This is a genomic window from Vibrio sp. MED222 (assembly GCF_000153005.1).
Taxonomy (GTDB): domain Bacteria; phylum Pseudomonadota; class Gammaproteobacteria; order Enterobacterales; family Vibrionaceae; genus Vibrio; species Vibrio tasmaniensis_A.
This window is the reverse complement of the sequence record NZ_CH902606.1, coordinates 963575-989942: the sequence shown is the minus strand read 5'-3', so window position 1 is coordinate 989942 and position 26368 is coordinate 963575. Positions and strand designations below refer to the sequence as shown.

Annotated in this window: 21 protein-coding genes and 1 pseudogene; 8 read left to right on the top strand and 14 right to left on the bottom strand. The window is 43.8% G+C overall.

Annotated features, from left to right (window positions below; translation table 11 throughout):
• Window positions 1-57 precede the first annotated feature (57 nt).
• Together MED222_RS17250 and MED222_RS17255 are read left to right on the top strand one after the other, a co-directional pair.
• Window positions 58-846 carry an AraC family transcriptional regulator gene (locus MED222_RS17250; protein WP_017101015.1) on the top strand — a complete coding sequence of 263 codons (789 nt, stop codon included), beginning with the start codon at window positions 58-60 and terminating at the stop codon, window positions 844-846.
• Between the two features lie 160 nt (window positions 847-1006).
• The gene (locus MED222_RS17255) at window positions 1007-2302 is read left to right on the top strand and encodes a hypothetical protein (protein WP_232281796.1); all 1296 of its coding nucleotides are present in this window, start codon (window positions 1007-1009) and stop codon (window positions 2300-2302) included.
• A 146-nt stretch (window positions 2303-2448) separates the two neighbouring features.
• On the opposite strand, the gene MED222_RS17260 is transcribed toward MED222_RS17255, so the two are convergent.
• The 3 genes from MED222_RS17260 to MED222_RS17270 are packed head-to-tail and all read right to left on the bottom strand — an operon-like array spanning window position 2449 to window position 6838.
• Window positions 2449-3582 (bottom strand): lipocalin-like domain-containing protein, encoded by a 1134-nt coding sequence (locus MED222_RS17260; protein WP_009845801.1) that lies wholly within the window; start codon window positions 3580-3582, stop codon window positions 2449-2451.
• Window positions 3582-6116, bottom strand: coding sequence for an ABC transporter permease (locus tag MED222_RS17265; protein WP_009845800.1), 2535 nt, complete (start codon window positions 6114-6116; stop codon window positions 3582-3584). The genes MED222_RS17260 and MED222_RS17265 overlap by 1 nt, the downstream gene beginning before the upstream one ends.
• Before the next feature lie 8 nt (window positions 6117-6124).
• Window positions 6125-6838 carry an ABC transporter ATP-binding protein gene (locus MED222_RS17270; protein WP_009845799.1) on the bottom strand — a complete coding sequence of 238 codons (714 nt, stop codon included), beginning with the start codon at window positions 6836-6838 and terminating at the stop codon, window positions 6125-6127.
• A gap of 552 nt (window positions 6839-7390) precedes the next feature.
• On the opposite strand from MED222_RS17270, the gene MED222_RS17275 reads away from it, so the two are divergent.
• Entirely contained in the window at window positions 7391-8251 is an 861-nt protein-coding gene (locus tag MED222_RS17275) for a phosphate/phosphite/phosphonate ABC transporter substrate-binding protein (RefSeq protein ID WP_232281795.1), read from the top strand.
• Window positions 8252-8269: 18 nt separating this feature from the next.
• A complete protein-coding gene (locus tag MED222_RS17280) occupies window positions 8270-10450 on the top strand; it encodes a bifunctional diguanylate cyclase/phosphodiesterase (RefSeq protein WP_009845797.1) in 2181 nt (726 codons plus the stop codon).
• Window positions 10451-10534: 84 nt separating this feature from the next.
• Here the strand turns inward: MED222_RS17280 and MED222_RS17285 are convergent, their stop codons facing one another.
• Both MED222_RS17285 and MED222_RS22810 read right to left on the bottom strand, forming a co-directional pair.
• Entirely contained in the window at window positions 10535-11521 is a 987-nt protein-coding gene (locus MED222_RS17285) for a zinc-dependent alcohol dehydrogenase family protein (RefSeq protein WP_009845796.1), read from the bottom strand.
• Between the two features lie 20 nt (window positions 11522-11541).
• Window positions 11542-11628, bottom strand: a pseudogene (locus MED222_RS22810) (phytanoyl-CoA dioxygenase family protein); the annotation flags it as partial.
• Window positions 11629-11717: 89 nt separating this feature from the next.
• Between MED222_RS22810 and MED222_RS17290 the strand changes: the two are divergent.
• Together MED222_RS17290 and MED222_RS17295 are read left to right on the top strand one after the other, a co-directional pair.
• Window positions 11718-11993, top strand: a complete 276-nt coding sequence (locus tag MED222_RS17290; RefSeq protein WP_009845795.1) for a hypothetical protein — start codon at window positions 11718-11720, stop codon at window positions 11991-11993.
• Between the two features lie 30 nt (window positions 11994-12023).
• A complete protein-coding gene (locus MED222_RS17295) occupies window positions 12024-13235 on the top strand; it encodes a B12-binding domain-containing radical SAM protein (protein ID WP_009845794.1) in 1212 nt (403 codons plus the stop codon).
• Window positions 13236-13381: 146 nt separating this feature from the next.
• Here the strand turns inward: MED222_RS17295 and MED222_RS17300 are convergent, their stop codons facing one another.
• The 6 genes from MED222_RS17300 to MED222_RS17325 form a co-directional block, all read right to left on the bottom strand.
• Window positions 13382-13723, bottom strand: coding sequence for a hypothetical protein (locus MED222_RS17300; protein WP_017081414.1), 342 nt, complete (start codon window positions 13721-13723; stop codon window positions 13382-13384).
• 119 nt (window positions 13724-13842) lie between these two features.
• Window positions 13843-14631 (bottom strand): phytanoyl-CoA dioxygenase family protein, encoded by a 789-nt coding sequence (locus MED222_RS17305; protein WP_009845792.1) that lies wholly within the window; start codon window positions 14629-14631, stop codon window positions 13843-13845.
• 182 nt (window positions 14632-14813) lie between these two features.
• Window positions 14814-15695, bottom strand: a complete 882-nt coding sequence (locus MED222_RS17310) for a DMT family transporter (RefSeq protein WP_009845791.1) — start codon at window positions 15693-15695, stop codon at window positions 14814-14816.
• 185 nt (window positions 15696-15880) lie between these two features.
• Complete coding sequence (locus tag MED222_RS17315; RefSeq protein WP_032555086.1) at window positions 15881-17212, bottom strand: MFS transporter; 1332 nt, start codon at window positions 17210-17212, stop codon at window positions 15881-15883.
• 209 nt (window positions 17213-17421) lie between these two features.
• Window positions 17422-18933: a DUF1214 domain-containing protein gene (locus MED222_RS17320; protein ID WP_009845789.1), complete on the bottom strand. Its 1512-nt coding sequence runs from the start codon at window positions 18931-18933 to the stop codon at window positions 17422-17424.
• Window positions 18934-19038: 105 nt separating this feature from the next.
• Window positions 19039-19827 carry a hypothetical protein gene (locus tag MED222_RS17325; protein ID WP_009845788.1) on the bottom strand — a complete coding sequence of 263 codons (789 nt, stop codon included), beginning with the start codon at window positions 19825-19827 and terminating at the stop codon, window positions 19039-19041.
• A 130-nt stretch (window positions 19828-19957) separates the two neighbouring features.
• Here MED222_RS17325 and MED222_RS17330 point away from each other — a divergent pair, with 130 nt between their 5' ends.
• Window positions 19958-20884 carry a LysR family transcriptional regulator gene (locus MED222_RS17330; protein ID WP_009845787.1) on the top strand — a complete coding sequence of 309 codons (927 nt, stop codon included), beginning with the start codon at window positions 19958-19960 and terminating at the stop codon, window positions 20882-20884.
• Window positions 20885-20927: 43 nt separating this feature from the next.
• Here MED222_RS17330 and luxN read toward each other — a convergent pair whose 3' ends face one another.
• Together luxN and luxM are read right to left on the bottom strand one after the other, a co-directional pair.
• On the bottom strand, window positions 20928-23585 hold the full coding sequence (gene luxN / locus MED222_RS17335) for a quorum-sensing autoinducer 1 sensor kinase/phosphatase LuxN (RefSeq protein WP_009845786.1): 2658 nt from the start codon (window positions 23583-23585) through the stop codon (window positions 20928-20930).
• Window positions 23582-24769 (bottom strand): acyl-homoserine-lactone synthase LuxM, encoded by a 1188-nt coding sequence (gene luxM, locus MED222_RS17340; RefSeq protein WP_009845785.1) that lies wholly within the window; start codon window positions 24767-24769, stop codon window positions 23582-23584. Before luxM ends, luxN begins: the two co-directional genes overlap by 4 nt.
• Window positions 24770-25185: 416 nt before the next feature.
• On the opposite strand from luxM, the gene MED222_RS17345 reads away from it, so the two are divergent.
• Entirely contained in the window at window positions 25186-25578 is a 393-nt protein-coding gene (locus tag MED222_RS17345; protein ID WP_009845784.1) for a cystatin domain-containing protein, read from the top strand.
• Between the two features lie 106 nt (window positions 25579-25684).
• Here the strand turns inward: MED222_RS17345 and MED222_RS17350 are convergent, their stop codons facing one another.
• Window positions 25685-26263, bottom strand: a complete 579-nt coding sequence (locus tag MED222_RS17350) for a hypothetical protein (RefSeq protein WP_009845783.1) — start codon at window positions 26261-26263, stop codon at window positions 25685-25687.
• Between the last annotated feature and the right edge of the window lie 105 nt (window positions 26264-26368).

Below are 26368 nucleotides of genomic sequence, written 5' to 3'. Positions count from 1 at the left end.
GGTCGTTATACTTACAAGTATCTTTAGAAAGACATCAGGCGCGATAGGAAGACAAGTTTGAAAAAACACTCCAGAAACCTTCACCCATCCTTATCAATTGATAAGGCACCATCCAACGTATTTATGAATTTTGAAGCGTTTCTTTCGAACACTGAAACCCGAGTTCATAGCCACTCATGGGGACAGGTTCAATTGATCAGTGGCGGTATATTAGAGATGGAAGCGGAAAGCACCCGATTTCTAGCGCCGCCACATTTAGCGATTTGGGTACCAGCCGGGGTGATGCATTGCAGTTATAACCGTAAGCCTTTGGACTACTGCTCGCTAAATATTGCCCCAGAACTCACGCAACATCTGCCAGATAAAACCAGCCTTATAAAGATCACGCCGATTGTGTCTTCTATTATCGATGACTTTCGCGAGCGTGGAATCAATGTTGCGGAAACAGAGCAAGATCAAAGGCTCGTTCAGGTACTGCTTGACCAACTTGCGCAGCGTGAGGTTGAACACCACTTCTTGCCTTCAACTGACAATAAGTATCTAGCGCCTATATTAGCTTCTGTTGAAGAGAACCCAACCGATGAAGTGACGCTGAAAGATTGGGCTGAACGTGTCCACACTACGGAAAGAACCCTTTCTCGCCACTGCCAGACGGAGCTTGGAATGAGCTTTACCGAGTGGCGACTGCGAGTGCGCTATCTGTACTCGATGGACTTGTTAAGAAACGGCCAATCGGTCAAAGAGGTGGCTCTTACATTGGGCTATAACCAAGCCAGCCCATTTATCACAATGTTCAAACGTTACGCGAACCAGACGCCAGAACAGTATAAGAACCGTTTGTTGTGATTGGTTTCTTTCATCCGATGTATTAATAATTGATGTTTCCCTTTTTATATTTAAGTTTTTGTTATTAAAAGATTAAATTCGGTGTTGATAGCGGACGTACACGTCTGTTTCGTCAATGGTTTGAATTTGGTTATATAAGCATTTAGTTTTTTGATCGTATTTGAGTGATCATTTATATAATCACTTGCTCAAAATGCCGAGGAAAAATTTGAAATTTATTATCCCAACGATATCAGTATTAGCTGTAACACTTTCTGCATGCGGTGGTGGTAGCGATAGCGCTGCGCCACCACCTAAAAAGACTAAAACCGTAGTTCCTCAAATGTCCATAACCCCGGCATCAGGAAGTGTTGCAGATCCAAAAGATGACGTTGCAAAAAACTCTTATAGTAGTCCCGTCATGTATACAGCTAATGCTATAGGTAGTACTGATATCAAAGAGTGTATCAAGTCTCTAAACCTATTTAATATTTATAGTATTGGTTGGGACGATGAATTTAATGAAGAGCTTTCATCTAAGCAGCAAAAAGATCTCAAAGGTTTTTATGGTGTTTATGGCGCAAACGGAATTGTCGATTACTCTGCCCACACCACCGAAGCTATCGAAGCTAAAGATTGGATCAGTTATTTCTACTACGATGCAAATTTTCAAGATTGTGAAGCGCGTCGTTACAAGTCATATGCCAAGGTCAATAAAGTAGGCCAAGACATTACCGAGCTTAGCTACAAGTACAGTGTAGATGCCGATGCTACGACAAACACACCTCAACAAGATATAAGTAACTATACGGCTTGGCAAAGCGACGCTGCGAAAAACACAGTGGTTGGTTTAGTGACCAACATTACAACAGGTAGCATTCAACACAAGCAGCAACTGAAAAGCTTCACATCCGACAATGGGCGCTTTGTTGATAACGTCAATTTCAGCAAGATGTTTAGAAATAGCTATTTCTTTGAGTCTTATGACAATGGCGAAGTTGAGTTCCAAGTTGTTGGCGGTAAGGTGATTGATAGATATGCAAAATTAAACCAGTCAGCCCCAGATACATACTATGCAGTTAACTTGATTTCGGCATACTTCCCTGGTGTTGGAACAAGAATTAATTGGTGTGTACGAGGGAGCCAGTTCGTACTAAACAAAGAGACGCCTATTAGCGAAGCACAATACAGCAGCATTATTGAAAATGGTGATTTGGGAGCGGCTTACTGTGACCCATTTGATGCGAATATCAGCCAAGTTCGTTACTACGATACAAAAGGAAGTATAGTCTCAGACAGCTCCGCAATTGCGCTTGAGTTAAACAATAAGTTGGCACAAGGCACTATTGTTAAAGACAAGTTGGATCAACGAGTAGCAAATAAGAAATTGTACTTAGGAAAAACACACAGTGAATATTTCCAAGATACTTCTTTGGCGAATCAAGTTGATCAGATCAAAGCCGATTTGACTAAATAGGCTTGCTACCGGGTTTAAGCTCTCATCTGATTAAATAAGTCATAGCCGAATGCAGGAGAATAAATGCGTTCGGCTATTTTTTGTACCATTTATTTTTCTTAAATAAACTGATTGCATATTAAATTGGTTTGTATCATGCCTTTGGCTTAGTACCCAGTTAACTCCATATAGCCCGTACCAGAGTGTGTTCCTTCAATAACGATTGGCCCTTCCCAATAGGGTACAGACAGTGGCATTTTTGCTTCTGGATTGAGTGCCGAGACGGTCAGTTCGATTTGTTGAGTTGGAATCGAAACTTGCCATTCTGTTGGATAATCGCGTCCGTCGATTTCTGTTTGCTTGATAGCGGTTAAGCGGATGTCTTGCTGCTTAATCGCGATGCCAGAGCCATTTTGTTTCATCAGCCTTGCATGGGAATAACTGGCTTTGCCTGTTGTTGAGTTTCGAAGTTGAAATACCACCAAGCTGGTTTCATCACTCAGCCTTAGCGCAAACCAATCCCAACCTTGTTGCGAGTCGAGTAAAAACTGAGAGCTCCATTCTCTGTCTATCCAACCTTTGCCAGAAACCAGATGGGTTACTCCATCAATAGTTACCTCGCCCGATACATTAATGAATGGTTGACTGTAGTAGTAGGAAGCCACTTTGCCATCGCTACTTTTAGTGCTGTAGCCTTGTACGCCTTGCTTTTGATAAGGCGCGTTGCTGGTTAACTTAAGCGAGTAGCCAAACTGATCTGAATTAGCGTCCAAGGTTGCGGGGAATAGATCATCGCTTGAAGAGTTCCATTGCCAGTCATCAAGATAGACACGAAATGGGGAAGTGCTGACACCCGCCAGTTCAGCTTGGTCACGTGACCACTTTTCATCGGCGTAGTGCTTATCTTTAGTGGTGACTGCGCTGTGTGCCATGTAGATTTGCTGACTTTGCCACGTAGTTTTCTTAGTGCTATTGCCACTTTCCAGTGGTGCAGCCGCGAAGCGGAATTGTGTCCACTGCACGCCTAACGCATTGCCGTCTTCATCAATTAAGTTTGCGGTTAAGTACCACCATTCATGACGAAAATTAGGGTGTGCTTGATGGTCGGCAGGGAAGGTGATCTCGATACCTTTTACTACCGGAGAAAATTGCGCTTGATCGATTGCCGTTTCATTCTCGGTTTGTGTTTCTGCGCCAAGTATCGAACCCATATTTTGAGCTGATGGTTGAGTTGACTCCTCATACCCTAAAAGGAGCAAGATGCCAAGTGTGAGAACGAAAACTCTCATTGTTCGATTCATCACAACACCTCGCTCTGTAAACTGGATACCACGGGTTTACTGACCAAACGCCACAGTGGAATCAAGGTCGCAAACACAGCCACTAGAATGGTGATGGCTGCGATGCTGAGTGCGTCACTCCAATTCCATACGTAATTTAAGCTCCAACCAAAGGCGCGCAGGGTAACGATGTCCGTCAACACATAACCGACCATAGCGCCGAGTGGTAAGGCGATAACCAGAGTGAAGGCGACCAGAACAACGATTTGTCCGACCACCATCGCCATCAATTTTTTCTGACTAACACCGAGCGCATACAACCTTGCAATCGCGGCTTTGCGTGCATCGAGCAACATGAAACAGGCGCAGAACAACCCTATCACCGCCACCATTAAAGTGACGCCATTAAGCGCCCGAGTGATGGCAAAAGTTTGTGAGAAGATATCTAAAGCGATCGATTTTATCTGTGCTTGATCGTAAAGCTGGCTAGGGTGCAAATTGAGTTGTTGGCGTAGCTGTTCGTACACCACTTGTGGGTCGCCAGAGGCTTTGATTCCCAAGCTGGTGGGTAAGTCAGTAAACCCGCTTTCGAGCCATAAATTAGGTGCAAGCAACACTTCACCATTCGGTGAGCCATAATCGTGGAAAATCGCCCCGACGATGAGTGTTTTGTTTTGGATCGAGTCGAGCTTGAGTTGGCTTCCAAGGGACAACCCGAGCTTCACCGCAGTGGGTTCGCTGATCGCCACGAATTCACCTTGGTAAAAGCGCGTCCAGAAATCATCAAGGTGGGATTGAAATACCATGGTTTGCTCAAGTGTGTCTCTGTCTTTGGTACCGAGCAAAGTCGGCAAGCCCTGTAAGTTATCGTTGACATAGTATTGCTTATAAACGGTTTCAACATTTTCAAACTGCTCTAACGCACGTTCCACATTCGCGATTTCACCTTGGGCAGGGCTAACGTAAATATCGGCATGTAATCGCTGTTCAAGCCATTGCTTCAACGTGGATTCAAAGCTGCCGACTAAGGTATTCATTCCCACATTTGCGGTGACAGCGAGAAGCAACGCCATCATGGCGAGGGAGAGAGGGGAGATAAGTTCACGCAGCTCAGCGAACAGATATTGTATTAACCCCGATTGGGTACGTTTTTCGCTCCAGTTCGCTAGCACGCTGAGTGTTTTGGGCAAATACAAAGGAATCGACACCACTAACACACCGAGCCATGCCATGGTGAAGCGATGATGTTCGCTCAGCCATAACCCTGCTAACGCGACAATGGTTAATACTGACCCTATAACAAACAGCTGATTTTCGTTAGACGCTTCCGGCGCTTGATAGAAACCGCCATGGGAAGAGAGGGGTTGTCGCACTCGCTGTTTAAAGTGCTGCCAACACGCGACAAGCGTTGCGGCCAGCGTGAGTAGCAGTGCCTGCACTAACCATTGCCACTGCCATGTGCCGGGAAGCAGTGTCGCACCATAAAGTTGCTCAAGCGTTATCGCGACGGTGGGATGCAGCCAATGGCTGAGTTGAATGCCGAGAATGAAACCAAGTGATGCGCCTAGTGTGACTAAAACCGTGAGCTCGATTAGCAGAGCAGAAAACACGATGCTTGGCGCAACTCCAGCTTGTTGAATTTGTACCAACAGCCGATTACGCTTGAGCAAGCTGTATTTTACGCCGTTGTAAGCGATGAACAAACCAACCAAAAACGCCAACAAACTCATGGCGGTAAGATTGAGGTGAAAACTATCGGTAATTGAACCGAGATCCGTACTTTGGTTGTTGGAAATCCATTGCCCCTGTTTGTCGATAAGGCTTTGCCACTTATCCTGAGTATTGCTGTTAGTGTCGCTCTTAGTGTCAAAAATAGCGATATAGCTCAGTTCCCCTTGCTTGTTCAGCAGTTGCTGAGCGAACCCAATGTCCATCAACATTCGGCTACCGAGCTGCCATTCATCTGGCAGTACCACAACCTTGGTGAGTACTTCATCCAAAGTGAGCGTGTCCACTTCGTCCAAACTCTGGTGCTGAGATTGGCTCATCATCACAATGGGTTCACCCGCTAAGAGTTGCGGCAAAGGTAAGGCCTTGTCGAACAGGGAAATGTTTGGCTCTTTGGTTTGAGTGTTGCTTTGTTCGTCGACACGAGCGTGACGAGATCTTGAAGTGAGGGCGGCGATCAACTCACTGCCTTGAACTGACCAGCGTCGGCCTTGTTCGTCTCTGATTCGCCCTTCAATCACGGGCAGCGCTGCGCTTAATCCACTTTGTCTTAAGGTGAAGTAGAGCGATTCCGGCAAATAGTTTTGCCCTGCTGGTGGAATGATAAGGTTCTGCGCTTGGGCGCTAAGTTGCTCGGTCGATTCTGCATAACTGCGCTTGGCATTGAGGTTGATGGCTTGCACCGCGACAAACAAGGTGACCGCCAGCACAATGCCGATCAGAATCGCTGCGGCTTGCAGTGGCGACTGGCGGTAGTGTGCCGCGAATAGATTCAGAGTCAGTTTGGTATGGGTGGGCTGGTTCTGTGCGAAGCCAGTTTGTTTCATTGGATTACTCACAACGTTGCTACTCTTTGGGTTAGCTCCGCGTTCCTTAAACAACCATCATCTAACACCAATTTTGTCTGCATAAAGCTGGCACATTCTGGGCTGTGCGTAACCAAAAGTACGGCAGTGTTGCCTTGTGTGGTGATTTCACTCAGCAACTTCATCACCTCAATGCCTGCCTTGTGGTCGAGGTTGCCTGTGGGTTCGTCGGCAAGCAATAGCTTAGGTTTATGGGCTAGCGCACGCGCTATTGCGACTCGTTGTTGCTGACCGCCAGAGAGTGCGGATACGTGTCTTTCGAGTAGCTCACTGATGCCCAATGCATCAACTAAATAATCGCACCAGTCGCTCCATTTCTGTTGATTTAAATGGAGAGGAAACGCGATGTTTTGTTTTACGTTGAGTGGCGTTAATAAGTTGAACTGTTGAAAGATAACGCCTAGTTTTTGATGGCGGAATCGGCTCCACTGTGGATCTTTCCAATCTGATGTGTTCTCGCCATCGAGCCACAATTCTCCACCAGATAGTTCGCCACCGGATAGAGGTTCAAACCCCGCAATGATATTCAGCAGAGTACTTTTCCCACTGCCACTCGCCCCTGTCAAAGCCACGCTTGCCCCTGTCGCCAAAGCGAAATCGAAATTGTCCAACACGCTATGAGTGTCTTTACCATCAACAAAGCTTTTGCTGGCCTGTGTGAGTGTGACAATAGGGCTTTCCATTTCCTTTCCTTATAACCAAAACTAACCATCAAAAGGTGTCGTTACTTGTGGCTATTACCGAAGCGACAAGCTCTATAAAACTGTAGACAATAATCTCAAACAATAGAGCGATTTATATCGAATTATTAATTAACTTGTACTTCGATAAGAGGGAAATAGATCAGTGCGAGGGAGAATACAGATGTTGGTGGGAATGTTTAAGCCATCAAAGATGTTTTCGAATTTGTTGTTAGATGGTTCGTGACCACGTTTATGATCTTAGAGTAAAGACTATTTGCTCTAAATTTTCACGTAAGAAGACGCAATAACAACTTGTTGTTAACGTAATGAGATTAATTTATTCGCGATTGTGTACTTACACCACTAATCGCTAATACAAGATGGCAGATTCTATTATTTTCGAATATTATAGTTTTAATATTGGGATAAATATCACATTTTGGTGCGTGCATGTTTAGTTGTCAGTCCATTTGTAAACAGTTCGCTATACTGCTAGCAGTAATCGTTTGTTCGCTTTTCACTGTATCCGTTAGTGCAGACACGAAAAGCACCTTGCGTGAAGAAACAATAATCATAGGGGTTATTAGCTCTAACCCCAAAAAAGCATTCAAACGTGCACAGCCTTTTGCTGATTACTTAGCTGAAAACCTATCTAACTATGGTATCAAAACAGGCCAAGTTGTTGTCGCCCGCGACTCTCGTCAAATGGCTCGTTGGATAAAAAGCGGTCAGGTAGATCTGGTTTCTGAAACGGTGTTTGCAGCACAGGAATTAATGCAATATTCGGGTGCTGAACTTTTAGCAAGACGATGGAAAAGCGGTGTGGCGGAATATCATTCAATCTTCTTTTCCAAACGCGATAACGGGGTAGACTCCCTAGGTGATCTGCGAGGCAAAACGGTTGTCTTTGAGGATGTCGGTTCTACTAGTGCATTTCTTGTCCCTGCGGCGATACTGCTTGGGCAAGGATATAAGCTCTATGAGCTAAGCTCCCCTAGAGAATATCCACCGAAAGACAAGGTGGGTTATTTTTTCTCCGATGAATATTCAAAGTCTGGAGGAGAATCTAACATGATGAGCTGGGTTCATCGTAATATTGTTGCGTCAGCTGCATTTAGTAATCTCGATTGGGAGAAAGAAATTCCCGAGCAGGTAAAACAACAGTTACAGGTAATCCATACTTCTCAAGCGATTCCCCGCTCACTAGTACTAATACGCCCTGATCTCTCCTCCGAACTTAAGCAAAACATGCTCTTAGTATTGCTTGCGGCTCATGAAAGTGAGGAAGGTAAACTGGCTTTGAAAGCCTATAAGAAGACGAAAAAGTTTGATGCTATCACACCAGAGATTGTAGAAAGCATTTCTTGGGCGGAAGCGCAAAAACGACTGGTTGATGAATACATCTCCCGTTAACTAGAGAAGTTATTGCTCATGAAGTTAAAAGGTAAATTGGTTCTCGGAAACATGCTTATGGTCGTTTTGACTATGGGCTGCCTTTCCTTGTCTCAGTGGCTGATATCTTCATACTATAGTGATGAAATTCTAGAAGAAACGGCAACGAATATTGCAGAGAACTTTACTTCCCAAGCTCAGAGTCAAGCAGAACAAACGGTTGAGTACCTCTCAGATGCACTTTTTGATCCGATGTATTTTTATGATATCGATAATATTAACTCTATTTTAGAGCCTGCCTTTGAAAATAAAGATGTCATATTCATAAAGGTTTTTGATGCTAATGGTCTGATAGTTCATACAGGAGAAGATGTAGTACTCGGTTATGGCTCCAACTTGGATATGCCAAGGGTGCAAGAAAATGTCTTGAATAAGCAAGAAGCTTACACAGAAATCAATTCATCAGCACTGATTGTTGCGCGGCCAATCACGATGAATAAGACTCGGTTAGGTGGCATAGTGATGAGCTACTCCTTAAAGGCTGTGAAAGACGACATCGAGAAAAATAACACCATTATCAAGGATATTACTGAGTCAAGTCGAAGCTATAGCGCGGTGTTGAGCATAACCTTGACGATGTTCATGTGTCTGGTCAGCTTACTCTTTTCCATGTTATTAGCTAAGACGATGATTCGTCCGATTAATCAACTCCTACAACATTCGAAACGCATCAGTAAAGGGATTTTCCAAGTACCAAACAACATTCAGCGCAGTGATGAACTCGGAGAACTTGCTCAGGCGTTTGATAGTATGGATTCAAGCCTCAAGCAGCGGAATGAGGAAGTTGAGTTTTTAGCTTATAACGATCCACTGACTAAGTTACCGAATCGCTCTCAGTTTATTAAATGTCTTGAACGGTGTATTCATCGATGCAAACAGTCAAAAGAGGTGTTTGCGGTTTTTTTTATCGATTTGGACGAGTTTAAACGAGTCAATGACAACCTTGGGCACCAAGCTGGAGATGAGCTGTTAAGTGAAGTGGCTAAGACGTTAACTAACTCATTAAAAAAAATGGGGCAAATGACCACAAAGGAAGAGTCTCAATGCATGATCGCAAGAGTTGGAGGGGATGAGTTCTTACTCCGCTTATCAGGAGTTAAGACAAAGGAGACAGTATCTAAGTTTGCCTCTGATATTGTGTACTCACTAAAACAGCCTATTTACCTCAATTCCGTAGGTGAATCGGTAGTGGTTGGTGCGAGTGTTGGTGTTGCATTATTTCCTGATTCGGGAGACGCCTCTGAAGACTTGGTTAAAAGTGCAGATATGGCAATGTACAGCGCCAAAGAAAACGGCAAAGGTAGGTACTGTTTCTTCAACCAAAAAATCGAGCAGAAGATACTAGCAAGGGGAGTCATAGAAAAGGAGCTTAGAGCCGCTATCGATGACTTCTCTCAGTTTAGGCTCTTATATCAACCAAAGTTTGACCTGAAAGCAGGGCATGTCGTTGGAGTTGAAGCCCTGATACGTTGGCAGCATCCTACAAAAGGCAATATTTCTCCTATTGAGTTCATTCCTATTGCTGAAGCTACGGATATTATTCATACACTTGGTGATTGGATAGTAATGCAAGCCTGCAGAGATATTCAGGAGTGGGATTTAAGACATCACCTTCCTCCCGAATTTTATGTTGCGATAAACCTGTCTCCAAAGCAGCTCTATGGCGATAAGGCACTCCGAACATTCCAATATCAAACACAAAAACATCAAGTTGAAGTTACAAGGTTACATATAGAAGTAACCGAAACGGCCCTAATGTTTGATAAGGTAAGCGCAAAGAAAACGTTGGACGACCTTAGGAGTATGGGGATCAAAGTTTGGTTAGATGATTTTGGCACCGGATACTCTTCACTAGGGTTCTTACGAGAGTTCAATATTGATGGTTTGAAAATTGACCGAAGCTTTGTCAATGATCTTGAGTACGATATGAATGACCGAGCTTTATGTGCGGCAGTTGTTTCAATGGCTCACCAGCTAGGTATTAAGGTCGTTGCTGAAGGAATTGAAACAACTGTCCAGTCAAGCTTCTTAGCGCAATCGGACTGTGACTACGGACAAGGTTATCTCTTAGCCAAACCTATGTGTGCGGAAACGCTGTCGAAAAAACTTGAAACTGGGTTGAGCAAACCGAAACATACAAACGTTATTTATTTGAAGTGATTACGTCTTTTTAAACTCCCCCGTTTAACGCAGTGTTAGGAGGGTTACCTAACACGAGCGCAAGTTATCGCGATCAACGATGTACTAAGGAAGCAATATGATCTTGCCATCTAATCGTGTGGTTTTCGATTCAATAAGATCAATCGCGGTTTGCACTTCATCGAATGGCAGGTAGCGGTCGACGTCGAGCTGTATGTCGTTTGTGATGAAGTGATCTAGCATGGTCGTGAACGTATCACGGCGAACATCTTTACCTTCCGCTTCCTCCCAATAACGTAAGAAGAAGGTGCTGAAATCGATGTGTTGGCTTTTCGCGTACTCAAAGAAGCGTGGTTCGTAAAAATCCAGAGACAGCGTCCCATAGTTGATAAAGCGCCCGTTGTTGCCAAGGGTGTGAATAAGATCGGTTCCGGGTGAGCCGCCAATTGCATCAAAGGCAACGGTTGGCATCGGCAAGCCTAAAGCCTTAATTTGAGAAGCTAAATCGTCGTTTGCATCTAACACCCAACTGGAAGTGATTGGGTATTGTGTCGGCTGTGATGTAACGACAATGATTTTGAAGCCGAGTGATGCTGATAACTGGGAGAAGATCTTACCGATGGCTGAACTGCCCGCGTTGATGATCAACACATCTTCTTGGGTCAGCTTAGCCACTTCTGTCGTCAACACCCATGCAGTTAGCGCATTAATGTACAACTGACAGGCGTAGCCATTTTCTAGATGCTGAGGAATTTGGAACAGGTCATCAGGTGATACATCGACATAGGTCTGCCATGTTCCACTGGTTGCTACGAGCACTCGCTGATTTACCGCAAACTCAGTATGACTGGACTCTACAACTCTTCCTACCGCTTCAAATCCCGGTACTCTCGGCGGCTGGTGGCTATGTTTGTATTGGCCCACACCATAAATCGACAACAGATCACTAGGGTTGATGTTAGTCGCTTCAATTTGTACGCGAACTTTATCTTTGTCTAGCGCCCCTAAAGCGACATGTTCTAACTTGAGAGATTCTTTTGGCTGACCGAAACGGAACTGGCTAATTCGGGTATTTTGCTTAGTGTCAGTCATAGTTAGGGCACCTTTATGGATTATGAGTACTGCATTGATTTTAAGTGTAGCGTGTTCATAAACAATCTTGGGTCGCTAATATTGCTTAACATCGATGTTGTTGGCAATCGATTGTTTAAATTGAAATTAGTTAACCAAAAGTTGACCAACACCTATTTACAATGATTCCTAGTTTAATAACTGGGAGTTAAGAAAGATGAACGTGCCTGAAGTAATGTCTAAGTGGAAAACATTGCTGGCTCTGACCATGGCCTTGTTTGCTCTTAAGTTTCATCTACTTCTGATTTGGGGGTTATTTTGCTGGTTTTGGGGATGGGAAAATCTTCGCGCAAAAGAAGCCTTCTTTGTTGAACGTATTGAGCTAAAAGAACATCCAGTTTTGTTTACCTTAATCATCATCAGTTGGTTTGTGATGGGAGGGGTATATTTCTATATGGACAATAGAGTCTTTGAGTTTTTTAGCTCTTTGTAGCAAAGCAAAATTTAATAATTAGGATACGTTATGAAAATCTATTTAATTAAAGCGTCTGCTGGCAGCGATTACTCAAAATACAAAGCCTCTACGGGGGGACCTCCACAAAACATCTTTGCCGCCGCTGCTGCGACACCAAAGTGGTACAAGTTAGATATGGTTGATGAGACCATAGGTGCAAAAGCCGACCTTTATAATGATGCTGATTTGGTGGTGATATTTATGTCGACTCCAGATGCTTATCGGGCTTATGAGCTAGCTTCTAAATATAAGAAAAAAGGCAAAACAGTCATACTCGGGGGGTTACATACTCAGTTTAACTCTTTAGAAGCGGCAGTATATGCGGATTGTTTGGCGATGGGAGAAGTTGAGAACTACTGGGTTCAGTTACTCCGTGACGCTGAGTTTGGTTCGCTACAGCCTATTTATGAAAGCTCCGAGCCTGTCGATCTCAGTATGCTCAATCCATACCCAACAAATATCATCAATCCTGAAGCGTACAATTATACATGGTCAGTAGTTGTGACAAGAGGTTGCCCATTTAAATGTAACTTCTGTTTAGTGCCAAGGTTCTTTGATAAGTTCCAGAAAAGGCCAATCGAAAATATCGTCAGCGAGTTAGCGGATCTCAAGACATTAGGTATTGAGTGGGTTGAGTTACACTCCGACAATCTCACTCATGACCGTGAATATGCTTTGGCACTATTTAAGGCCATTGAGCCGCTTAACATGAGCTTCTATGGGGAAACGACAGTCTTGATTGCTCGTGACACCGAATTGCTTAGTGCTGCGGTGAAGTCAGGGTTCAAAGCTGTATTATTAGGCATAGAAACGCCATCTGAAGAGGCTTTAAAGGCTCAGAAAAAAGGCTTTGTGAAACCATCTAAAATGAAAGAGTACATCGCTGAGATAAGATCTCATGGTATTGAAGTATGGGGAGATTTTTTGTTCGGTTTTGATGAACATGACACTTCTATCTTCAAACAAACGCAGAAGTTCGTCGAAGATATCAAGGTTGATAAGGTGATCCCGCACTACATGATTCCGTTTCCCGGTTCGGAGTCTTTTAGTCAGCTAGAGCGAGAAGGACGACTTCTTACTAAAGATTGGTCCAAGTACGATGGTAGCCATCCGGTTTATCAGCCAAGTCGTATGAGCGTTGAAGAGCTAGAGGAAGGCTTGTATTGGATTTGGAGAAAGAATGCGAGCTTGAAAGAACGAGTTGTTGCCTGGTTCAATTAAAATTTGTTCTGGATACATGGAATGAAAATCGCGAAGGCTCATAAATAAGTTTTACTATTCGGAATGCCTGACTGAGTCAGTACACTTTAAAGGCTCCATGTGGAGCCTTTGCATCAAGTTTTTGACGTAGCGTTGAAACCCCGCGATCAAAAGCCATAGCTTTGTTTGATTGGATCGCAGACTAGTTTATATTTAGCATCCGCAGCTTCTTTCCCAGCAAATTCTAACATCGCTTCTGAATAACCCATTGCAGTGCCGAACTCTTCCATTATATAAGGATCTTCTTTGACACTCACTGTGCGATCTTTCGATAGCTCGACAATAAACTTAGCGTAATCTTGGTCTTTATCTAAGCCTGCCGCCCAACCAAAACAGTGAGCCGCATCTTGCTTAGGGAATTCGTTAAAATCTTCACCATTCACTTCGGCTAAAGCAGCACCCGAAACAAGTGCTGTAAGTAGTGACATGCTAGTAATTAATTTTTTCATATTGCTTATCTCGAATATTGAATATGAAGCTATCTTATTGCGAGCGCTATGAAATAAATGTGAACATATTTGTTATTATTTTCAAGTCATGTGACTTTTGATGTAACTGCTTTCATCGTTTACGAGCACAACATCGATTTCAAATGCAGCGTGTTCATAAACAATCTTGGATCGGTAATATTGCTCAACATGGCTGGTGTTGGTAAACAGTCATCATCAACGTAGTCGACATAGTCTGCCGCCGAATCAAAGATCAAAATATCCAAAGCCAAACGATCCAAGCCATATCGGCCTCGGTGGATCATATCCGCTGAAAAAACCAATAAGTCACCGGCGGCTAATGGTATCTGCTTACCACCAGAGATGTCATCGCTGCTCACTTTGCCGTTTTCTTCTTGGCGAACATTGTACTCTTCTTCGTTATCCCAACGTTTGTGCGTGCCGGGGATAAGCTCCATACCGGGCTCATCAAAAAGGGGCACTCGCAGATGCAATACCTGGGTTTCCATGATGACTTTCATTTGGTCATCAACGTCGTAGTCGTATTGACAGTCACGATGCCAGAAGTCTTTTTGTTGCGGATTTACCGGGTTGAAGAACAGCTGTGTATTCATGAATGCTGGTTTGTTCGGAATCACCGCATCAACCACGTTCATCACTTGCTTCGAGCTGATGAAGTCGAAAAGCACGCTTCTATCGTCGGCGAGCAAATATTCGCTTCCCGTAATTAAAGACGAGTTAAATGCTTCTTCTTTATAGAATTCTTCGTTGTCTGCTTTCCATGATTCATGGAATTTCAGCACGACTTTTCTAAGCGATGCAATTTGAGCTTCATCGAAATAATTTCTGATAACAAAGTAACCATGTTCGTCGTAACGGTCACTTAATTGTTGGCTGTTTTCTACCACTGATTACCTTCGTTCATTCTTTGCTGTGTAATAACCACAGATTTCTTGGGCGCATAATGCCAGACAGTCGCCATTCAACCAAGTAACGAGTGCTCCATAACGAGGCGCGGTAGAGCTGAAAGGCATAGAGTTGCTGGATATATAGGCTGTCGAACGATTCAATTTACAGTCACATTATTAGCTCACTGCCACATTACCAATACCGCTGCGATAGAAAGCAAAACGAGCGCAAGAATGTCTTTGCGCGCGATGCTTTGCCCTAACCAGAAATAGGATATCAACACCATGAAGATCACTTCGACTTGCCCGAGTGTCTTTACGTACGGCACGGCTTGAAGCGACATCGCGCTAAACCAACCCAGAGAACCGATAACACTCGCTAAGCTTGTCATGATGACCAGTTTAGATTTCTTGAATATCTGGCGCAGCGTGTCGCGCTCTCTGAAAAAGAGATACGTACAGATAATGCATGTCTGAAGAGTTATCACCAAAAACAGCACCCAAGCAGCGCTATGAGGGAAGGGCAGCCCTATGCTCAAGCTTGCTTCACGTACCCAAAGAGACGTTAAAGCAAAAGCGGTACTACACGCCATACCTAGTAAGAACACTTTCGGAGACAAGCTTCGCCAACCAGAAGAACTACTCATGATTAGTACGCCTAACGTGCCAATAAGCACGCCAATCCAACCTGTTAATGTTAAAGCAGTTCCAAAAAACAATACGGATAACACAGCAGATACGGGGGCTTCACACTTGGCTAAGCCTGCTCCTATCGCATAGTTTTCGAGCTTAAATAACATCACCATTAAGCCCGTCGCGAGGATCTGCATAATGGCTGCTGCAATAATGTAGAAAACAAACTCACCCGAAAAATCAGGTGTGGATACTGGCTTCCATTGATAGAGGGCGCACAGATAAATTAAGGCGATTGGGCCTGCCCAGATAAAACGCGCCAGCGTCACACCAGCAACACTCATGGTGCCACTTAACTTGCTTTGAAAGGCATTGCGCCAAGATTGGCTGAAGGCTGCGAGAAGAGTAAAGGCTATCCAACTAAATGACATGACGCTTCCGTGTGTTATATAAAATTATGATTATATTAACAAATTTAACCAATAGAAGAAGGGGCTTGTTTGTTTATTGAGCGTCTATTTTCAGGCGATAGTCTATTTGGGGAAATCAGAACTTTGTGCGAGCTAACCTTTGAAGGGACAGCTCATTGAACTTCAACACAATATAGCTAGCCGCCTCAAAAGATCGGCTGTTTTTTGTTTTTGAAATAGAGCAACGCGCTAATCAAAACGAACAATAAGGTGAAGTAATAGAAAAACGAAGACAGTGAAGCTAAGAAAGCGAGGTTCTGTTCTATTTCTTGTTCGGTGTAGCCCTGAGACACCAGTTTATAGTAGTAAGCGTACAAAATGCCGATCAGCCCATATCCGAGATTAAACATCAGGCCTTTAAAGCTGAGGACAGTGGCTCGGTTGTGTGATTCGGTTTTTTTATTCAGGTGGTAGCTAATGAAAATGTTCATCGTCATGATAATAAAAATCAGTACTAGTGCTGGAATAACCCCGTAAATCGTCCAACCTAAACTGATCCAATAATAAGTCGCCATGCTTGCTAAACCCATAACCACAATGAAGGTTTTAGGCTCCATGCTTTCTGCTAGCCTACGGCTTTGCCCCGCCAATATGATTTTAAGCAAACTGATCCCCGCGCCAATAAAACCGAAGTAGATAATAGGAATATCGATGGCGAGATAATATTGGCTGTTCATGGTTAGGAACATTCTTGAGGTGTGTTCGAACAGGCTGTAATACAACAACATGAACAGCACGTAAGGCGTAGCAAGTACCCACTTACCTGTGTCAGCTGTTAATTTAAGGCTGGCGATGGTGGTTGCCAATTTGGTTTGGTCGCTTGGCATTACCTTTTTCTCTTCGCGCATATTAATCGCGGCATAGATGGCGATCATCGCTACAAATAGGGTGGCGAACACAGGAATACGCATCAGATCTTTAGTGCTTTCTGGTTCAGATAGTCCAAGGAAATGAAAGATGTTCGCCATAAAGTTCACGTCGTACATCGCCGCGCCAATTAGTGTGACAAAGATACCGACCGTTGAGGCGACACGAAGCTGAATTTGCAGCACTCGCGGCCACAACTCTTCATTGCCTTGTTCTTTTAAGGTGTCGTAAGCCAATGCCTCGTCAGCACCGCTGGCCAGTGCCATCGCTAAGCCGCTTAATATCCGGTTAACCAGAAACACAATGAAGACTAGATTGGCATCTCCAGTCGGAACAAGAGCAATCATGGCGATCTCAATGAACATCACAATTGAAGAGAGCACCACAAGCTTTTTGCGCCCTAAGGTATCGGCGAACGCGCCAGACGGTACTTCAGCAAGCACAATGGTGGCAGCCCACACTACATTGAGCATCGCGAATTGAGATAGGGTTAGCCCGTAATCTAAATAAAGTAGGGTGAATATAGGGTAGTAAAAACGCGCAAAGTAGCTGCTTCGAAACATCAAGAAGTAGCGGACATTGGGAATTTTAAGGATCTCTTTGGGCGTCATGATAATTTCAGTAATTTAGATAACACATCATTATGTATAACCCTTTTACTCTTTTAAATCATGGAATTGTTTCAAGAATCAGAAAAACAACTAGTTGAGTTTATTTCGCAGCGCCTTTGAAGGCTAGATGGAATAAAAAGAGGAGCGCTGAGGCTCCTCTTTTATCGTAGGCCGCAGTGAACTTTATCGTTAGTACATAGACTTAACGGCTAGTCCACGCGCTTAAAGTTAGGCAATAAGGTTTCTGGCTGTTGCGCTACAAATGCTTTACTTGGTGAGTAAGCGCGGAAGTAAACAAACCAGTTTTCATCTTCTCGGGTTTGCACCCAATTCGCTTCATTTACACCAGCAGGCTTAGTTGGCGAGAAGTGGAAGGTGTAATTGCCTTGCGAATCTTTAACTGTCCCTTCAATGTTAGAACCCACGTCGGCACGCTCAATTTCGTTGTCGATGATGGCGCGGTTCTCGACGTTGTAGACAGTGATGGTCCAGAATAAATCGGCGAAATTTACATCTCCATCTAGCGTCAAAGTATAGTGGTTACTGCCATTTAGCCCTTTGCCATTGTCGTCACGGTAGTTGTCTAGGTAGATCTGTCCCCAACCGCCGTTCTCAAATCCATGCATTGCAATGTCGTTAGTGACGGCTTCATAAAACCAAGCTGCACGTCCATCGAGGTCCATACCATAGTGACGGTCTTGGTTTGGTGTTGAAGCCGTTGCGATTTCCCACGAATTCCCTTCTTTGCCATAAGCCGCGTGTGGTAGACGTTCAGTCTTGTTGAAATCGATGTTTTTAACCATAGCTTCACCCATGATTACAGCTTGTTCTAAGATGTCACGCTGCTGAGCTGATGGAGTAAATGCTTTGCCTTTTTCAATACCTAGTGGGCGTAACATGTCGTGCATCATGCGGTCGCGCTCTGCTACAGGTTCGGCTTGGATCGCTTCATTCAAGGTCTCCCAAAATGCCATACCACGTGGGTGCTTAGCATCGTCACCACGTTCAGGGAAGTTCACGCCTTTGCTACTGAGCGGCTTGCCGTTAAGGTCAGTAATTTTTAATGCTTCTAAGTCTTTCATACGTTGCTGATCTGACTTAGCCATTAAGCGAACACCCAAGAAAACATTATTGGTATCAGACTCAAATACTTTTGCGCCTTTTGGCAGGTTACTCGGCGTTTCAGAACCTTTCGCTTTTACCACGTAGACGCCCGGCTCAGTCATCTGAGAAATACCGATTTGCCACATGGTGTGTACCGCGCCACGCAGTTCATTTGTGGGTATTTCTATAACAACGGGCTCTTTCTCTACGTTAAACCAAGTAATCGCGTAAGGCGTAGAGGTATTGTAAGTTAAACCTCCTAGCTTAGATTCATGAGACTCAACATAAGTAATTTGACCATCCTCTGCCCCCATGTCGGCATAGGCTTGTTTCCATGCGTAGTTTGACACCAAAGGCACGGACCAAATGTAAGCTTGTGACGCGCGTTGATAGTCCATCAGTTCAAACAGTTTTGCAGAGCTTTCTTGTGTTGGAATGCCATGAAGAAAGTCGGTTTCGAAAGTAAAGTCACCTGCACGCGTTTGGATCGTTTCTGTCGCATCACCGTTGCCTGCTATCGCTGTGGCTGAAAACAAGGCTGTTACAGAAACTAGCATGGCAGCTGAGCGTAATGGGCAAGTGAAACTACCAACAAAGGCTTTAGATATCATATTCATAATGTGTCCTCAAAACTCAAAATTATTCGTCAAAACGGGAATGGCTCGTGGAACAGAAATCATTGGTTCAAACTGAAAGAGCTCATCCAAGCAGAAAGTGACTGCTTAAAACTGATAGTTAAATTCGATGCGGTGATCACCGTCTTCGATACTGGTGTTTTCTGTCCAATTTGCAAAATAACGAACGTTCGCCCTTGGGTTAATCTGGTAGCTCGCAGCAAACTCATGTGCGAGTACAGAATCACTGCCCTCGAATCCATAATCTTTGAACGTTGATGAACCAGACATCGTGCCTAAATACATAGGGTTATAGTTCAACCAAATCTTGTCGGTAAGTTGCATTTTTGCGTACATACCCGCCACGTAGAAAGTGCCGTGCATGTTGTAGCGATCACGAAGTTGATCCGCGTCGAGGTTGCCTCCAGAGCCTTCAACCAACTCCTCACCTGCAGCAACACCGACACCCGCAAGCGGATAGAAATTAAACATGCCCATTTGTGGAAGAGCCTGTATAAAGCTGTATGACGCACTACCTTGATTACTATCGAAATCCCAAGACATATCGACTTGTGTGCCTCGACCATTGGTTAAGTCTACGCCGAAGTTTCTGAAACGAATCGAATCGATACTGTCATCTGCGCCTCGGTCATTCCAACCAATGGCTTCACCAGCGATGCCTTTGACTTCGAAGACATTCATACCCATGGTCGTATCGCTACCAGTGTCATAGGTTTGCCCGATTTTCAGGTTTAAGCCTTTGTCTGTGTAACCGAAGCCACCTTGTGTATAGACGGCTAACGGGTCTGACATATCTTGAATTTCGGCTTCTTCCGCGAACGCGACACTTGCCAGAAACAAAGGAGTTAGAGAAAGGATTGAACGTTGTAATAACATAGATGCCTCATAAATTTATCTCACTACATCCGTGTACTGCGTGAAGGTGAGGTAACTATACAAAGTGGACATCGTTAAGTTAATTCATATAAACTTAACCATTCGTTAAGTATTGGTTTATGGTTTGGATATGAAACTGAATAACGTCGATTTGAACTTATTGAAAGTGTTTGTGGTGGTGTATCAGGAAAAAAGCTTGCGCAAAGCAGCTGAAAAGCTGTTTGTCTCGACACCAGCGGTAAGCCAAAGCGTCAAAAAGCTTAAGGAATCATTAGGTGAAGAGCTATTTGTTTTGTCCAATAAGCAGTTTCTCCCGACGCCTTATTCTGATGAACTGTATCGACGTGTATTTCCACTATTGGACGGGTTGGTCACGGCGATAGAAGAGGGTAAACAGTTTACTCCTGCCGAACTAAGCGAAGATTTTAAGATAGAGGCGAACCCGCACCTTTTGCCTTGGTTAACACCCTCTCTGTTTCATCAACTCTCAGATGAAAGTCCACTTTCGAGGTTGATTAGTCATACTAGCTCCCAAGATTCACTGGAAAGACTTAAGAGTGACGAGATTGATTTTGTTATTCACTTTGAAGCTGAAAACCTGCCCGCCGAGATCATTGCTGTGCCTCTCGTGACCCTAAAATTTGTATTGGCAGTAAGAGTCGACCATCCTTTTAAAGAGGATGTAGCACAGATTGATGATTTGTTGTCCTTTCCATTTGCGCATGTTGACCTTGCTTACTTCGATCAAAACAAACACTCGCGATTGGAAGAAGAAGTTTTAAGCCAAGGTAAATCGATTAATATGGCGCTTCGAACGACGTCAGTTGTTGGGTTAATAGAAACGATTAAGCATTCCAACATGATCGCACCCTGCATGCCTCCGGTGATCGAACAGCACAAGGGAGTATTGCGCTCGATTGTGATTGAAGGATTAGAAGAAGATGCAGAGAAAATGGAGGTATTTGCCTATCTTCATAAGAAAAACCAACATTCTGCCAAATACAAGTGGTTACTGGATTTGATCGAAACAGCGATGATTGAGGCCAACCATCAGTGAGTTCTAATCGTTTTTTTTCATTGATTCACTTAACCGTAGTCAGCTATTCATTTTCTGTTTCTTTAGAAGCGTTTGGCGCCCAGCCTTTCTCTAGCCAGTTGTCCAGTAGGTGTTGCAGTGCGTTCAAAGAGGTTGGCTTCTCTAGGCGACCGTCCATCAGTTTTCTGATCATGTCTAGCTCTCGTTGTCCTGATTCACCAGACAAAGCAATAATTGGTGTTTGAGGTGAGCGCGCCTTGATGATCTGGCTTGCGTCAAAGCCATTCATTATCGGCATTTGTACATCCATTAAGATCAAATCAACTTTGTGTGATCTGAACAGCTCGACAGCATTTTCCCCGTTTTTAGCTTGCAAGCTATTTACGCCAAGTCGGCTCAGGTACATCTGAACAAGCGTGCGTTGCACTTCTTTGTCATCAACAATAAGTACCGTCGGTGCAAGATGGCTTGATGCTGGTTGATTTTCTGCTTGCGTGCGTTCTGTTTGCTTACTTTCTGTTAGCGTACTTGCCGGTTCAGGTTCTATATCACCGCTTGGAGTTTGGCTCTCTGGTTTTACATCAGCTTCGGCTTTATCTTCCGTCGATTGGTTGTGTTTCCAACCGTTGAAATAAGGCGTACGCAGCGTCTCCGCTTTTGGAGCATTGGGTACAATAGGGAAGTACAGGTGAAACTCAGTAAATTCACCAAGTTTGGAATGGCATTCCACTCTGCCACCAAATGAGCGCATCACTCGTTGGCAATAACCCAGTCCTAAGCCGCTACCACCGCTTTTTTGGAAAGAGAAAAAGTCATCAAAGACCTTATGAACAATGGCTTCGTCAATGCCGGGGCCGGTATCACGAAATGTGAGAACGTTCTCGTAAGATCCTGTTTTGGTGCTGATCTCAATTTGGCTGTCTGGGTAAGAATCAAAGTAATAGATTGCATTGCGTATCAGATTGAAAATGACGAAGTTGAATAGAGTTTCATTTAGTTTTGCCACAAAATCAGCGTGTTGTGGTAAACGAATTCGCTCAATGATCTTCTCGTTCTCAAAGCCATAGTGGCTGACGGCTTGGTCCACGGCCTTGTGGATAGATGTCATGGTGATTGGTCCATGCTCAGGCGAGCTGTCACTGACTTCTCGTAAGATGATATCAATCAGTTGCCGCCCGCGTTGAATCGCTGCTTGGCCATTCTCAATGTCAGTCAAGATTTGTTGAGTTGGTGCTTGATTATCAATGTGCTGCTTTAACACCTCAAAATGCAGTTGCACTTGAGCGAGTGGGTTACGCATCTCATGAGCGATCGAGTTAGCAAGAGCACGACTTTGGCGAATTCGTCTATCGGCTTCGATGGTGCTTTGTACACGCGTTAACAAGGTTTGCAGTGCAGAGATTTCTTCATTAGAGAACATACGATTGTTGCTTTTGTGCGATGATACTAGCAAGTGTGTGACTGATTTTTTGTGTCCGAATAGTGGCATTACCAACGCGGTGTTGTTCGAACTCATCTTGTCATAAAGTGCTTTTAGCGACCGTTTAGCGAGCGCAGTATCATCTAGCTCTTCAGAAAGCTCATCGAACACTAGAACGGACTCTTTGCTAGATAGGTAATCTTCGTAGAAGGTTTCGTTGTAATTATTGTTAACTAGTCGAAGCTTATCTTCTGGGATTTGCAGTTGGCGACCTAAACGACGCATGGCATCGTCAATCGACAACTTAAAGCCTTCTTCTAATGCGAGTATCTGTTGTACCGGTGTCTTTTTGTTTCTATAGACAAGCAATGAGGAGTAAGGACTTACACGTTTGTAGATTGGACTCCATGTAATGCCGATAATCGCGCAGATGGGTATCGCTAATAGCCATTGGTTACCGTCAGTTAGGGGAATAAATACCGTACAAAAAGGTATCACTAAAATTGCACACACCAGCAGCACATTAAGGCTTATGTATGTAAGGTATTTAAAACTGTAGAAGCGAGAGGTCAGCAGAGCATAGCCTACAAACAACATCTCACTGAGCGACAACGCTGGGGGGAGCCAAGTGAGCGAGAAATCACGTAGGAAATAGGCAACGCCAATGTGAATCGTTGCTGTAGATAGCATGAATACCAAGATGCCTGTAATCATGTAGTTGGTTTTGGCTAATGTTAGTTTGCTGCTATTGGCACGCATGGTCACTAGATTAGTCAGTGTAAGGGCAATCAAGCTGATAACCCCAATGAAAAAGTAGGGTGTATGCGGGCCAAACTCGATCACGAATTGGCTTGGAGCCGTAATGGTGACATCTTCTACCGTTAATCCTGGGGTCAAATTGATATAGAAAGAGTAGCCCGTTATGCTCGCGAGAATGGTTTTTTGCCACCTATGGATTTTACCACTGCGGTTTTCGGCTGCGAGCTGACACGAGAAGTAATACGCAAAGGCAAAAGCAAGGAAAGAGCTGAGGTTGGCCAACTTTGCTGCAAATATGGCTGCTGTGGTGCCAAGTCCTGGCAACAAGCCGGTGTGGAAGTAGGCATTACTGCTGATCCACGTAATGATACAGATGGAATATGCGATGTAAGGTACATGGTGTGTCCCCACTATCGCTTCGTTCTTTTGTTTAAGGCGATAACAATAGTAGAACAGCCACATTACAACAACAGCGACCGTTGCAAGCAGAGTGATGGCTTTAGCATAGAATATCGCCTCTAGCCCAAGATCAAACGTCTTCATATTATTTGCCACGCTGTATTTTTATTTTCACGGAGGCACCGTCTATAGTCTCGAAAGTTGACATGATTGAATGCCTTCAACATCAGTTCAATATTCCATAACCCGCGGTAAGTCAGTAAGTTCGTTTCGTTCAAGTCACAAGACCCTAGCGGCAAGTATGCTTGTGGTTCGATAGCCTTGTAAAAATCGAGTATCAAAGGTTGATCTATAATGGTGAAACCAATCTTATAGCCCGCTTGATGTAACAAGTTGAGCATCTCTTTTTGTGCAAGATAAAGGAAGTAGACTTTTTGTTGAATATTTCCACTCACGGTTAGGCGTAGAATTTCACATACAGCTTGCATTTCGGCTAATTGTAATTGGAACTTATTATCGAACTCTGGAATAGAGTCACACTTTGATAGGGCCGGCGGAGTAAAAATATGTAGCTCTGCCAGTCCCTCATAGCCACGTCTGGATAAACTGTACTTCCATTTGTCGTTACAGAAAGGGGGGGCGTAGCTTAGCCAAGTTTCATATTTTGACCAATCTTGAATTAGGGCTGAAGAGACTAGGGTTGGAAAGGCTTCATCTGTTGGGTGTTTGAGTAGAATAAAGTGCTTACCTGTTTGTGATAAGTGGAGTAAAGGTAGCATCTCATACCACTTCTCACCTTTAATAAAAACCTCAAGGTTGCTTAAAGCAATAGCATCGCTGATTGGTAGTCCTTGAGGGCGAGTTGGCGTTTGTACTATGAGTTGACTATTTTCTATTTGGTCAATGATCACACCATAGTAAGCACTATCTTTAATGGGTAGATCCATAGGATAAAGGGCATGGGTGCTTAATGGTAATTTTGCTTTGATTGCGGAAATTTCACATTCACACCAAAAGTCCAACCAATGTATATAACATTGCCCAACCGCTTCCTCTAAGAGAGCAACCTCTGTGGATAAGGTATTTGGATAGCGCTGAATCAGATCGCGGTAGTCCATCACTTCAAACATTACTGAGTCGCTTTTTGCTTGATGTTCAGGGAAAAGCAATTCTAATTGGTTTCGACGATATTCTGTCACGGTTTTGAAAACGGCTGTGCGCTCTTGTGGTTGATAAGTGTGGAGTACGAGTTCAACCAGTGCGTGTTGTTTTTTTTCGATAGGCAGGCTGCTAGCCAACAGTGAACCTAAAGACGACATTAATTCCATGTAGTGAACCGCCTAAGTTTATCTAATTATTTTTATGTGACTTGTACCCGTTTATGAGAGATGTATCTATGGCTGATGTTTGAGAGTAGTTACTTTATAAAGTTGTCCTAGCTTTTTGTGCGTTTAGTTTCTCAAAAACAAGCTGCATTTAAAGTGGGAGTTTACTACTTGTACTAATCCTAAACAACATGGTTTCGCCATTTTTCAATCAATTCATGAACCCCTAAATTAGTGTATTCTCAAATACTTACTTGTCTGCTTATTGTCCGGCTTTGGTTTTCTGACAGTGCTCTGTATTTACAGATTAGTTACAACATAATTTCTGATGAAGTGATGACATTCGAGGTTTAAGCTTGTCTGCATATGAAACATCATTGCGGGTAACGCCTCGTGAATGACAGAGGTAGAGAGAATTTATGAAGAAAGTACGATTAACATCATTACTTGGAGTAGCAACCTTGTTTAGTGTCGCTGTGTTAGCAGGATGCAGTCAGAAATCTGAGGTTCCAGTTCAATCACAAGAGAATACGAATCCGATCTGTAGCACTAAAAACCTGACAGGTGGTTGGTCGCAAAGCGCTATCACACCACAAGCTAAGCAAGCTTTAAATGCAGTTCTTGGCCAAATGAACACTTCAGCTGAGCTAAAGCAGATTCTGAGTGTGCGAACTCAGGTTGTCGCGGGTTTGAATTACGCTATTGAGTTTGAAATGGATAATGGTGAAGTGTGGAATACCGTTGTGTATCGCTCACTACAAGGTGACATTGAAATGACGCAACCTGCACAGCAAGGTCGTCTGTGTCCATAGATCAACTGGTCTATTGATTAACTAGCATGTAAATAACTTCGCACATAAAAAATGGCTCCTAATTAGGAGCCATTTTTATTCTACTTAGAGGCGTTTTTAAACGTTATTAGTTTGCCAATGCGGGTTCCGATAACTCTTGAACACAAGCTCGGCTGATGTCTTCATCAATGTAGGCCATCCCAAGTTTATTCAGATAGTCCATACGATCCGCAGTGCGAAGCTCGATGTCGGGGCCTGCAATGTTGTTGGTTTGATAAATTTCAGTGAGGTGAGACATGAATTGCTCACCCACACTCATCATCAATAGGCTCATTGCGCCCACGTCCGGCCTTACTTTGGCACGTTGCTTTTCCGATAGGTTTACCGCTAACACGATAGGCTGTTCTTCACCTTCGAAGCGAACACCTCGCTCACGAACGGTTTGCTGAGCCCAGTAGTAGGCCAGTTCTTTACTCTGTGTTAAGAAGACGGGCTCAACGGATTCTGTGTAATTATTGCCAATCGTTGCCATGGTTTTTGAAGCGGCTTCATTGAGCGCTTTGTCTCCAGAGCGCTTTAGCCCTTGACCTTGAATAGACGCGAGTAAAGCTGAAGATGTGCCGTGATACCAAGTATCACCCGTTGCGAAACCATTTTCTGATAACAGTGTTTTTGCATCTTGTAGGTGTGTCGGTATTGAAGTCATAGGCACTCTCAAAAAATAAGAATCTCAACAAATAGGAATCTGAACAAATATGTATACAGTTAGCTTAAACAGAAGTTGTTCGGTTAACCGTGGTGTGGAACACAA